This is a genomic window from Ulvibacterium sp., assembly GCF_028285715.1.
Lineage (GTDB): Bacteria > Bacteroidota > Bacteroidia > Flavobacteriales > Flavobacteriaceae > Ulvibacterium.
Window position 1 is genome coordinate 379849 of the sequence record NZ_JANQOO010000010.1, and the last position, 12449, is coordinate 392297.

Consider the following 12449-nt stretch of genomic DNA (forward strand, 5'->3'; position numbering starts at 1 on the left):
AGAAACTATCAATTGGCTTATTTCTCTCTATATAATTTGTGGAGTTATGCTTGTTTGTTGGTTGTTCTATATCTCATCTAGCTTATATCTGTCAAGTTTTGACCTGCCATTTGCAAATCTAAAAACATATTATTTCTCATATACATGGATTTCTACTACCATCTATTACCTTGTATATAAATGGCATGTTGACAGTTCTATTCAGCAGATCGACAAACCAGTCAAATCCAGAAAATCAGTTAAAAGCCTACTTTACGACCCTAATGAGGTTTTTGAGCAAGTGTCAAAGAACAAGTATTATCTAGATCCAAAGTTGACACTTAAGAAATTAGCTAATCAAATGGAGCTTAACATAAATGACCTGTCTCAAACGATTAATATAGGGCTGGGTAAAACCTTCAATGATTTTATTAACGAGTTACGTGTAAATGAAGTAAAGAAAAAAATGCACAATCCTAAATACGATCATCTTAACTATCTGGGAATTGCCATGGAGTCGGGTTTTAATTCCAAAGCTACATTTAATAGGGCCTTCAAAAAGTTCACTGGGGAGAACCCAACCACTTACCTAAAGAAATAATAGGTCTCATATTCCCATTTGAAGCGCAAGTAGTATTTATTATCATTTCATTTAGGGCAAACAATTTTCATGGGATACTTCAAGATAATAAAAGTCAGTACAACTCTTACCAAACCTATTCTCTCTATGACTCCTTTAAAGTTAGTACAAGATGAAAAACAAAAACTGGAAGTATGCATTGATAGGAGTATTGTCTTCGCCTAGTTGCGTAATAATCATAGTTTAACCTGAAATCCTTTACACTGTTTTTTTGACAATGATCTTTTGAAAACAGTAATCTAAAAAAACAACTAATAAATGCTTTATGACGATAAAGGGAACAAATAAAAAAAAGGGAAGGTATTACACCTTGGCTAGAGTAATTCTTTTCTTTGCTTGTACTCTGGTTGTTTATATACTTAGCTCAATTCTTACAGAAAATGCACCTGAAAGAATGGCTAAGCAATTACTAATGCTTTCTGCAACAATCTTAACCTTCTTTCTGGTTTTACTATTTACCCGTTGGGAAAAACTTAAGCCAAATGACGTGGGAATTGTTCCTGGTAAAAAGAGTGCTCCACGTTTTTCTATTGGCTTTGGTATCGGTTTATTAATAGCAATCATGCAAGTAATGATAGCATTAAGTTTTGGTCATTTTCGATTAAACCTCGTTCCCGAAATAACTATAGCCGAAATAGCGTTAACCTTGCTCTTATTTATATTGGCAGGATTCAGAGAAGAATTGGTTTTCCGCTCCTATTTTTTAAGAAGCTTAGGCTATTCCTTGACTCCTTTTTTAGCATTGGTCATTATGACCACAATCTTTAGTCTGGAACATTTAGTTTCTGGAAATACATGGCAAAACGCAATAATAGGCGCTGGCACCGGAGCAATTTTATTTGGTTTAGCGGCATTAAAAACAAAAGGATTGGCTTTACCCTTAGGGCTTCATATTGCATTTAATTTTGGAAATTGGGCATTTGGGTTTAAAGGCAGACCGGGAATATGGGAAGTAATAGTTGAAAAGGGATATGACTCGTATGTTAACAATATTGGTATGGGCGCTTATATATTTGTAATGGGTTTAGCGATTGCCGGGGTTTGTATTGTCTATAGGAGAGAAAAGTTGTCTTAAAAAGTAAAATAATCACAAAAAGAAAAACTGTGATTATTGCTCCATTTGGACATGGTCGAAATTATAAACTATCTCACTATAAATAAAGTACTAAAATTTCAAATTTTGGACAGTACCGAAAATCGAACATTTGATGAACCCATTCCAAAGCGGTGGAAAAATACCGCAATCCTAAATTTCAATGCACACAACGCTAGGTCCATACTAGCCCAGTGTTTTTCCTATGGGAATCACCTCACCATAACCAACTTGATACCGCTCAAAAGCCTCCTCTAGAGGGGTTTGGTATGCTCTGGACAAAAGTATACGGATAGGCCCTGCATGGGTCACCACGATCACTTTTTTGGAATGTGTTGCCAATAGGGCTTTATACCATTGGTTAACACGATGGGCAAGCATCTGCATTGATTCACCATTCGGAACTTGATAGTTGACAAAATCTTCCATCCAAGGATTTAGCTCCTGTTTGGGTACCTGGTCCCAAGGCTTCAGCTCCCAATCACCAAAATCCATTTCCATTAGGTTCGGACTTTTCTCCAATTTTTGGTGGGATATCCGTTTTGCCAATGCAAGGCACCTTTTTAGAGGACTGGTATAAATTACATCAACCGTATCGGGTAGTTGGGCCAATACACTCTTGGATTCTTCCAAGAAAGTCTCCGCCAAAGGAATATCCGATTGGCCGTAACATATCCCTTTAGCCATATCTGGCGTGGTATGCCGAACTAAATAAATTTCCATGCCAAAACAATAAGGAAGTAATAAACTACTTCTACAACCTGTTGCGTTGCCCCAAGGCAATCACCCGTATAGCCGCCAATTTTCTTTTGGAAAATGTTGCTAAGGTATATTTTGACCAAGTAGAGTACTATGGGAACAAAACACCACCACAACTGCCCCATGAGTAATGCAATTACTGCCGTAGGCAGCAATCCAAAAATAAGCACGAGTACCACATTGGTTGGGGAATAGGACTGTGCCACGGGCTTTGCCTTACTCGAACCGTCTTCCCGAACGTACTGATGTGTGAATATTACCATGGCGGCCATTACCCTACTGATTGTATGTCCGTTGATTATGATGAGCAAGAGATGAATATAATCATATTGGCCAGATACTTTTACCAAGAGTGTCCCTTTGAGTAAGAATAGGAGAAGGAGACCCACAACCGCGTAGGTCCCTACCCTGCTGTCTTTCATTATCTTAAGAATCTGATCTTTGGTCCATCCGCCCCCAAATCCATCACATACATCCGCAAACCCATCTTCATGAAAAGCTCCTGTGAGCCATACGGAGATTGCAATACAAAAAAATGCAGCGAACCATGGGCCTATAAGCCAATTGCCCAACACTAGACCAAGCCCGGAAACTGTACCAACGATCCATCCGATCAAGGGAAAGTACCGCACCGATTTATTAATGTAGTCTGGGCTGTGATCTACCCATGAGGGACAAGGAATGCGGGTGTAAAACATAACTGCCGTTAAAAAAATCTTCAGTTCTTCCTTCATTCGTCCGATTTTCCGGTTACTCCTGCCGAATCGAAACTGGCCATTTCATTCAATACCGATACGGACATCCGTACTAAAGGGTAGGCCGCAGCACAGCCCGTCCCTTCACCGAGTCTCATTTGCAATTCCAATAATGGATTTGCCTTTAAAAAAGCCAGCGCCTTGGTGTGGCCCAATTCCTCCGAATGGTGTGTGAAAACCGCAAAATCCCCAATTTCCGGCGCCATGCTATGCGCCACTAAAAAAGCGGCCGTTGAAATAAAACCATCCACCAATACAAGGCAACGTTTGGATGCCGCTTCCAACATGCCCCCGACCATTTGGGCAATCTCAAAACCTCCGAATGTTGCCAGGACCTGGTCGGCATCTTCTCCAGCAGTAAGCCCATGGAATTTTTGCGCGTTTTGCAATGTTTTGAGCTTTTGTGCCAAGAAATCACCTGTAGCGCCCGTACCTTTGCCTACGCAATCGGATAATGGGATGTTGCAAAGTGTGCTCATAATCAGTGATGCTGAGGAGGTATTGCCTATTCCCATTTCTCCAAAGCCGATTACATTTGTACCTTTTGATAAGGTATCGGCAACAATGTCCGCTCCTTTTTGCATGGCGGTATGACAAGCCACAAGACTCATGGCGGGCCCTAATCTATAATCTGCCGTACCCAAGCCCATTTTAGCATGTACCATGGGGAGATCTGGTTCAAAATTGTGGTTCACGCCTGCGTCCACCACGACCACCTGCATTCCCGCTACCCCGGACATCGTATTTATGGCCGCTCCCTTACCTAAAAAATTCATCACCATTTGATAGGTAACTTCCTGAGGATATGGATTGACCAAACCTGATTTCGCAATTCCATGATCACCCGCGAAAACCATTACTATAGGTTCCTTCAACGAGGGAGTGAGTGTTCCTTGTAAACGGGCTATTTGAAAGGCAAGACGTTCTAGTTTGCCCAAAGAGCCGGGCGGTTTTGTCTTATGATTCAACTTATCCCATATCTGGGAATCGAGATCAGTTGGTACAGGCACTATGGATTTTTGAAATTTGTCCGTCATGCGTAAAGTAAATTTATTTGAGTTGAAGGGGCAAACCCGATACCATAAATACCGCCTTATCGGCACTTTTTGCGACAAATTGATTCATCCAACCTTGTAATTCTGTAAATTTTCTACCGATATGGCTTTCGGCATGTCCCCCCATACCAATCTCATTTGAAATAATAATAAGGGTTCCCTCCTGTCCAAACAATTGCTTCAATTCTTGCTTGCCTTGTTTCATGCAGGCATCGATATCCTGCTCCAAATCCATAAACCAATTGGTCAGCCATAAGGTGATACAATCCAAGACAACCACTCGTCCGGATATATCCAACTTACCTATTAGTTTCTCCACTTCCCAGGTCTCCCAACGTTCGTCCCTTTCATTTTTATGGCGCTCTACCCGTTTCTCAAAATCAGCGTCCCATTTACGGGAAGTGGCCAAGTAGACTGGGTTTTCGGATAATCCCAGTGCCAATTCCATGGCATAACGACTTTTCCCTGATCTTTCGCCCCCGGATATGTAATAAATCAAAACTGTAAAATTTAAAGTAATCGTAAGGAACAACTACGGTTGATACCCCAAAAATGATACAAATTACGAACATTTAAAAAGGGATTTCACCGAATTTTCCTTTATTCCCAATTTATGGTCGCTTCATAACGAAGATTGAAATCAAAGTCGGCAATGATTCCAAATAACTTTTTCTATAGTATCTTTACTACATACGCTCATACGTGAGCGGTTTTAAGGTGTTCAATCGCCAAACTAATGGCTGAGAGCGTCTTCTTCTTTAGCAACCGATAACTATGGCAATGCAATCTGTTTCACATAAAATTTACCCGTTAAATAAAATCAAATGTTACCACTAAAAACTTTCCCCTTTTTTGGCAATAGGTCCCTTGTAAAAAACCTTTTCCTTCTTGTTATTTTGTTCTTTTGTTGTTTGGGGGCCTCCCAGACTGGTTCGGTCGCCGCGGAAGAGCCCCGTCCTGTGTTGAACGAAATCCGACTTGTTCGGCAGGTTCCGGTACCAATGCGGGACGGAACCCTCCTCTATGCCGATATTTATCGTCCCACCAAACCAGGAAAGTATGCGGTCATAGTAACCCGCAGTCCCTATGGTTTGCAACGCATTGGGGTTCACCATGAGCGGATGATGAAATTTGCACAGCGGGGCTACGTCGCAATCGTACAGGATGTACGGGGGCGTTACGAAAGCGAGGGAAAATGGGAGCCTTTCCGAGATGAGGCCAAAGATGGCTACGATACTATCGAGTGGATTGCAAAACAGGATTTTTCGAATGGAAAGATTGCCATGCAAGGCGGTTCTTACTTAGGACATAACCAATGGGCCGCGGCCAGTCAGAGCCCTCCCAGCTTGGATGCCATCTTCCCCTCCGTAGCGTCGACCAACCTGTATGCCAACTGGATTACCATGGGAGGCGCCTTTCGGCTAAGTTTTAATTTTGGATGGGGTGCTGTACGTATGCCCAACCGTATCATGTTGCCCCAGATTTGGCACACCTCCGATTTTACGCCCGAGGAATTAAAATATGAAAATATCTTGATGCATCTCCCCCTGAAAAATGGCGACTTGCAGAGTGCAGGTTATGCGGTGCAACATTACCGGGATTGGCTGGCCCATGAGAGTTATGACAGCTATTGGAAGGCCATCAGTGATGAAGAGCGTTTTGATAAGGTGATGGTACCTGCCTATAACACCGGAGGCTGGTTTGATATATTCCTTATGGGCACCTTGAACGGGTATACGGGAATGAAAAAATACGGTGGAACAGAAGCCGCCCGAGCCGGTACCAAGTTGCTCGTCGGACCCTGGGGCCACGGTCCCGGAACCCGATTTGGAGACCTGGAATTCGGGGATCATGCCTATATCGATATTTTTGAGGAAGAGCTTCGCTATTATGATTTTCACCTAAAAGGAATCGACAACGGGCTGGATAAGGAACTACCGGTAAAAATATTTTATATGGGCGAAAATTCCTGGCGGGAGGAAAAGGACTGGCCTATCCCTGGAACACAATACAAGGAGCTGTACCTTACCGGAGACAGACCTGCCAACAGCCTGCGGGGCTCCGGTAAGCTTACCTTCGATAAACCCAAAAGCGCCGGTACCGATAATTATACCTACGATCCCAACCTACCCGTAAAGACCTATGGGGGGAATAATTGTTGTGGCACCCCGACCGTTACCGGACCGAGAGATCAACGGATTATTGAACGTAGAAACGACGTTTTGGTCTATACCTCGGATTTCCTGACGGCACCGGTAACCGTGGCCGGCCCGATTACCATGAAGTTGCACGCCGCTACTGACGGGCCGGATACTGACTGGATGATCAAACTTGTGGATGTGTATCCGGATGGTGGTGCCTACCCCGTATCGGAGGGTATCCTACGGGCCCGCTTTAAGGATGGCTTGGACAAAATAAACCTGCTTACCCCAAACCAGGTTTACGAATTCGAAATTGAAATGACAGGAACCGCGAACGTATTTCAGCCCGGGCACCGTATCCGGGTAGACATTACTTCCAGTAACTTTCCGCAATTTGACCGTAATCCCAATACCGGCAAACCCCTCGGGGAAGATGAAGAAGTCCGCGTTGCCCAACAGATCATCCACCACGGTGGAAAGCGACCCAGTCATATCGTATTACCGCTTGTTCCCGGATTTTAAAGCATGGGTTGGGACCACGTGAGAAAAATACTGAAATGAAAATGACCCTTCCCTTTGTGGAAGGGCTGCTTGGAAACGGTATGGCTTTGGTTCTGCTTTGCCCCCCTCTTGGGCTTCCTTCGGCGGTGCCTGTCTGCAGACAGGTACGCTCAGGGTAAATCTGCCCGAAAAAGTCAGCCGGGCTTCTCGCCCAAGGCGCAAACGCAAAAAAGCCACACATTCGTGCAGCTTTTCGGTCTCGCTCTGCTCCCCCTCTTGGGCTCGAACCAAGGACCCTCTGATTAACAGTCAGATGCTCTAACCAACTGAGCTAAGGAGGAATATTTGCCACTAAATTATCTATTTAGCGGGTGCAAATATAATCGTTTTTTTTATTGCCCCCAATAAAAACAGCCTCACTATTTAAAAAGCCATTTGTACACATCATTGCCATTGGCAAACAACAATAAAGCGATCAACAAAAAGAATCCGACCATTTGGGCGTATTCCAAAAATTTGTCACTGGGTTTTCTCCCGGTAACCATCTCATACAACAAAAATGTCACATGGCCCCCATCCAATGCAGGTATGGGCAATATATTCATAAACGCCAGTATTATGGAAATAAAGGCTGTGGTATTCCAAAAGGCCGGCCAGTTCCAAGTGCTTGGGAATAGCCCCCCGATTGCGGCAAAGCCACCTACTCCTTTATAGGCACCGGTTTCCGGATTGAAAATCTTCTTAAGTTGTTTAACATAACCTGAAAGGGTGGTAACGCCCTTGTCTATTCCAGCTGGGATGGCCTCAAGAAAGGAATACTTTTTGGTCTCGATCTCAAAAAGACCCCTATCCGCCAATTCTTCCATGGTAAGACCTCCTAAGGCAACGCCCAGTTTGCCCGCTTCATTTACTTTGGCAGAAATGATTTCGGTAGTGCCATCCTCCCGTTTAACGGTCAGGTCAAGGTTTCCTCCCGTATTCGCCTCTAGATAGGGAATGATTTGGTCCCTATAGGCCACAGGATTTCCATTTACGGCAACGACTTCGTCCAGTTGCTTAAATCCGGCATCCAGGTTATGGGATTCCTTGGGTACCTGCCCGATTACAAAGGGCAACCTATAACTTAAAAACCGAATCCTGTCTTCATCCTCCAAGAGCGTTGCGATAAAATCCACTGGGATTTCCTTTTCCATCCGCTGTCCGTCCCTCTCAATGGTAATCGAATTGCCGTTGACAATTTCCATAAAAACACTCCCAAATTCCTCAATTTCGTTTCCGTCCACGGCAATAATTTTATCCCCGGTACGGATACCTATTTCATCCCCTATTTCCGGTTCAATTACCGCTATGCCATCCTTTAGGCTCTTCATGGGTACGTATTGATCGCCATAGGCATAGGCCATACCAATATAAATTAGCACGGCCAACACAAAGTTTACCGTAACCCCGCCCAACATAATGATCAAACGTTGCCAAGCCGGCTTACTTCGAAACTCCCACGGTTTGGGCTCCTCCTTCATGGTCTCCGTATCCATGCTTTCATCGATCATGCCTGAAATCTTTACATAACCACCCAAAGGCAACCACCCGATGCCATAAACGGTTTCCCCGATCTTCTTTTTGAAAAGGGAAAACTTGACATCAAAAAACAGATAGAATTTTTCAACACGTGTCTTAAAAAGCTTGGCCGGTATAAAGTGTCCCAACTCGTGCAGTACAATCAAAATGGACAGGCTTAAAAAAAACTGAATGGTCTTTATCAATATGGGGCTCATGGGTACTTTCTAATTATTCAATCGCACAAAAGTAAGTGTTTACCTTCTGTAAAAAAAAGAAAGCTGAAAAGGGCCTCTCTATTTAAGAAAGTTTTGGGAAGAAGACGGGCCCTATTCCTTGAAAGCTTTCGGGACACGCCCTATCTTTGTAAAAAAATTGGGATGGGTAATTTTTTTGGCAAGTTCAAATTTTTTGGAATAGTACTTCTTTTCCTTTCGGCCATCATCGTCTATTTGTTTTACAATGCGCTGCAACCTAAAACAACCTTGCCCGTTTACCAACCTTCCATGGTAAATCCGGAATTGGTGGATAGCACCGTACACCATGTTAGAAAATACCATACGATAGCCGATTTTTCGCTGACGAACCAAAATGGAAAGACCATAACGCAAGCGGATTACGAGGATAAAATATACGTGGCGGATTTCTTCTTTACCACCTGTCCTACCATTTGCCCCATAATGACCAAAAACATGGCTGGAATCCAGGAGGAAATTAAGGAAGATGAAGACATTTTACTCCTGTCCCATTCGGTAACGCCACAAATTGATTCCGTTGCCCAGCTCAAAAGATATGCCCTGGAAAAAGGGGTGCTGGACGAAAAATGGAACTTGGTCACCGGGGATAAAAAACAAATCTATGAGCTGGCACGAAAATCCTACCTGGCCGTTAAAACGGATGGTGACGGCGGACCCTTTGATATGATACATACCGAAAATTTTATTCTGGTGGATAAAGAAAGGCGCATCCGAGGATTTTATGATGGTACGGACCCTGAGGAAATGGACAAACTACTAAATGACTTGAAAATCTTAAAAGATTCCTATCTGGAATAAAACAAGCTATCCCTTTTACGCATAAGAACACTAATGAGCCTTGAATTCCAAAGAAAGGTTTTTTGGCTGATTGAACATAGCCACTATAAGGACTAACTATGCTAAAATTGGTTCTTTTTTAGGGTTTAGGTATAACAAACCAAGAATTTACGTTACATTTGCCCTTAATTAAAATGAATCTAAATAAGGTTGGCCATTACCGTAGCACATCTCAAGCAAGGACAAAAAGGGATTATCAAGGAATTTGAGAAGGATATCCTTCCCATTAAATTGCTGGAACTGGGGTGTCTGCCCGGAAATCAAATCGAACTGTTGCAGGTAGCTCCCCTAAGAGACCCCATCTACATCAATGTAAATGGGTCGCACATTGCCATACGGCGTTCCGTGGCGCTTCAAATTGAATTGGAAATTCTGGATGATGTTTCTACGGTATGAGCAAGCAAATCAAAGTAGCGCTTATCGGTAACCCCAATACGGGGAAAACATCGGTCTTCAATCAGCTTACAGGTCTTAATCAAAAAGTGGGGAACTACCCAGGTATCACCGTTGAAAAAAAGGAAGGTATCTGCAAACTGCCCAGAGGCGTAAAGGCCCATATCCTAGATCTCCCCGGCACTTATAGTCTTAATACTACTTCTTTAGACGAGAGTGTGGCGGTAGAACTACTCCTCAACAAAAATGACAAGGATCATCCAGATTTGGCTATCGTGATTTCTGATGTGGAGAATCTTAAAAGGAATTTATTCCTGTTCACGCAAATCAAGGATCTCAAAATCCCCACGATATTGGTCATCAATATGTCCGACCGGATGTCTAGGAAGGGAATCACCATTGACGTTCCTTTGCTCGAGGAAAAGCTGCAGACCAAAATAGCCTTGATAAGTACGCGAAAGGGTACCGGTATTGACCGTCTAAAAGAGCTGATCACGGATTATAAAAGCTTACCGTCTTCTCCTAACGTGGACATCACGGTGATATCCAAAGACTATTTTGAGCGATTAAAAAATGCATTCCCCAACGAAGATCTGTACAAACTTTGGCTGGTGATTACACAGGATGTAAACTTTATGCCTATTGAAAAACAGTCCCTAAAAAATGCAGCCACCTTTGCGGTCAAATCAAAATCCGAATTAAAACGGCTTCAGCAAAAGGAGACCATTCTTCGATATCAATTCATAAATGGCATACTTAAGGAAACCTATAAAGTAGATAGCAATGCGGCCAAAGGCTTCCGTGCGACTCTAGATCGAATATTGACCCATAAGGTCTTTGGGTATATTATTTTCTTCGCCATCCTCCTGACCATTTTTCAGGCCATTTTTGATTGGAGCACATATCCCCAGGATCTTATTGATGAGTTATTTGCATCCGCCAGTGAATGGGTTAAAAATACGTTGCCGGAAGGGGCATTCACCGATTTAATCGCCGAAGGCATATTGGCCGGTATTGGAGGTATCGTGATATTCATTCCTCAAATCGCTTTTTTATTTCTCTTCATTTCCCTTTTGGAGGAATCAGGATATATGAGCCGTGTGGTTTTTTTAATGGATCGGCTAATGCGCCCCTTTGGTCTAAGTGGGAAAAGTGTCGTTCCCTTGATTTCAGGGACCGCCTGTGCCATTCCCGCGGTCATGGCCACCCGTACCATTGAGAATTGGAAAGAGAGGCTGATAACCATTCTGGTGGTTCCGTTTACCACCTGCTCGGCAAGATTGCCCATTTACCTCATCATCATTGCACTTGTTATCCCGGAAGGGCGCTTCTTGGGATTGGGTTATCAACCCTTAACATTAATGTTACTATATCTGCTCGGTTTTGGGACGGCCGTATTCGCCGCTATGATATTGAACAAAATCCTAAAAATAAAAAGTAGAACTTTTTTTGTAGTGGAGATGCCCAGTTACAAAATGCCCTTACTTAAAAACGTAGTTTACACCGTATGGGAAAAGACCAAAAGCTTTGTCTTGGGAGCTGGAAAAATAATCCTGGCCATATCTATAGTGCTTTGGTTTTTAGGTTCCAATGGGTATTCGGAGCAATTTGAAAATGCAGAGACCATAGTAAAGCAGCGTATTGAAAAAGAGGGCTTGTCCGCATACAGTCTAGGCTATATGGAACGCAAGTTAAACGAGTATAAAAATTCTACCCCGGTCAGCGTCATCGATACCGAACGCGCCATAAGCCTAAATACTATGCAGGATTCCCTGGCGGCCATAACCCTAGATTTGGAGCAAAGGGCCGTTGAACAGGAAATAGCAAGCCATAAACTGGAGCATTCCTACATTGGGCAAATGGGAAAGGCCATTGAACCCTTGGTGAGACCTTTGGGCTACGATTGGAAAATAGGAATCGCCCTCCTTACCTCCTTTGCCGCACGCGAAGTATTTGTGGGGACCCTGGCCACCATCTACAGCGTAGGTAGTGATGAAGAAGAGACCATAAAAACCCGTATGGCGGTGGAAGTAAATCCCAGGACTAAAAAGCCCCTCTTTAACTTGGCCTCAGGCATTTCAATTTTACTGTTCTACGCCTTTGCCATGCAATGTATGAGTACTTTGGCCATTGTAAAACGGGAGACCAATAGTTGGAAATGGCCCATATTACAATTGCTGTCTATGAGCTTTTTTGCGTATCTTGTTGCCTTAATCGCCTATCAGTTTATAAAATAGGGTTTCGGAAAATGGAGTATCTTCAACTCATCTTGGTGTATATTACCCTGGCCTTGGCCGTGGGCTACCTTGTTTATAAATTTCTCTTGCCCAAGTCCATTTTCGCTTCAAAAAAAGGTAAGAAAAGTGCCTGCGGGCAAAATGATTGTGGATGCCATTGAGTGTCTTTACGCTTGTCGTATTCCTGTTAAAAAAACAATAAATCCAGCCAAAAAAATCCTAAAAAGTATGGTTTTCCTCGGTAC

General features: G+C 43.2%; 12 protein-coding genes and 1 tRNA gene. 7 read left to right on the forward strand and 6 right to left on the reverse strand.

The window, feature by feature from the left end:
- Window positions 1-340 precede the first annotated feature (340 nt).
- Window positions 341-580, forward strand: coding sequence for an AraC family transcriptional regulator (locus Q0993_RS04955; protein ID WP_299530239.1), 240 nt, complete (start codon window positions 341-343; stop codon window positions 578-580).
- Between the two features lie 304 nt (window positions 581-884).
- Window positions 885-1694: a CPBP family intramembrane glutamic endopeptidase gene (locus Q0993_RS04960; RefSeq protein ID WP_299530241.1), complete on the forward strand. Its 810-nt coding sequence runs from the start codon at window positions 885-887 to the stop codon at window positions 1692-1694.
- A 204-nt stretch (window positions 1695-1898) separates the two neighbouring features.
- Here Q0993_RS04960 and cobC read toward each other — a convergent pair whose 3' ends face one another.
- The 4 genes from cobC to Q0993_RS04980 are packed head-to-tail and all read right to left on the reverse strand — an operon-like array spanning window position 1899 to window position 4780.
- A complete protein-coding gene (gene cobC / locus Q0993_RS04965) occupies window positions 1899-2399 on the reverse strand; it encodes an alpha-ribazole phosphatase family protein (protein ID WP_299530243.1) in 501 nt (166 codons plus the stop codon).
- Window positions 2400-2419: 20 nt separating this feature from the next.
- Window positions 2420-3205: an adenosylcobinamide-GDP ribazoletransferase gene (locus Q0993_RS04970; protein WP_299530245.1), complete on the reverse strand. Its 786-nt coding sequence runs from the start codon at window positions 3203-3205 to the stop codon at window positions 2420-2422.
- Complete coding sequence (gene cobT, locus Q0993_RS04975; protein WP_299530247.1) at window positions 3202-4263, reverse strand: nicotinate-nucleotide--dimethylbenzimidazole phosphoribosyltransferase; 1062 nt, start codon at window positions 4261-4263, stop codon at window positions 3202-3204. Before cobT ends, Q0993_RS04970 begins: the two co-directional genes overlap by 4 nt.
- Before the next feature lie 13 nt (window positions 4264-4276).
- A complete protein-coding gene (locus tag Q0993_RS04980; RefSeq protein ID WP_299530249.1) occupies window positions 4277-4780 on the reverse strand; it encodes a bifunctional adenosylcobinamide kinase/adenosylcobinamide-phosphate guanylyltransferase in 504 nt (167 codons plus the stop codon).
- 325 nt (window positions 4781-5105) lie between these two features.
- On the opposite strand from Q0993_RS04980, the gene Q0993_RS04985 reads away from it, so the two are divergent.
- Entirely contained in the window at window positions 5106-6944 is a 1839-nt protein-coding gene (locus Q0993_RS04985; protein ID WP_299530251.1) for a CocE/NonD family hydrolase, read from the forward strand.
- Window positions 6945-7190: 246 nt separating this feature from the next.
- Here Q0993_RS04985 and Q0993_RS04990 read toward each other — a convergent pair.
- Window positions 7191-7264 (reverse strand) — tRNA-Asn (locus Q0993_RS04990).
- Window positions 7265-7342: 78 nt separating this feature from the next.
- Complete coding sequence (gene rseP / locus Q0993_RS04995) at window positions 7343-8698, reverse strand: RIP metalloprotease RseP (RefSeq protein WP_299530253.1); 1356 nt, start codon at window positions 8696-8698, stop codon at window positions 7343-7345.
- A 162-nt stretch (window positions 8699-8860) separates the two neighbouring features.
- Between rseP and Q0993_RS05000 the strand changes: the two genes are divergently transcribed.
- The 4 genes from Q0993_RS05000 to Q0993_RS05015 all read left to right on the forward strand — a co-directional run bounded on the left by Q0993_RS05000 (window position 8861) and on the right by Q0993_RS05015 (window position 12365).
- Window positions 8861-9535 (forward strand): SCO family protein, encoded by a 675-nt coding sequence (locus Q0993_RS05000; RefSeq protein WP_299530255.1) that lies wholly within the window; start codon window positions 8861-8863, stop codon window positions 9533-9535.
- 189 nt (window positions 9536-9724) lie between these two features.
- Window positions 9725-9970, forward strand: a complete 246-nt coding sequence (locus tag Q0993_RS05005) for a FeoA family protein (protein ID WP_299530257.1) — start codon at window positions 9725-9727, stop codon at window positions 9968-9970.
- Complete coding sequence (gene feoB, locus Q0993_RS05010) at window positions 9967-12204, forward strand: ferrous iron transport protein B (protein WP_299530259.1); 2238 nt, start codon at window positions 9967-9969, stop codon at window positions 12202-12204. The genes Q0993_RS05005 and feoB overlap by 4 nt, the downstream gene beginning before the upstream one ends.
- An 11-nt stretch (window positions 12205-12215) precedes the next feature.
- The gene (locus Q0993_RS05015) at window positions 12216-12365 is read left to right on the forward strand and encodes a hypothetical protein (RefSeq protein WP_299530261.1); all 150 of its coding nucleotides are present in this window, start codon (window positions 12216-12218) and stop codon (window positions 12363-12365) included.
- Window positions 12366-12449: the final 84 nt, after the last annotated feature.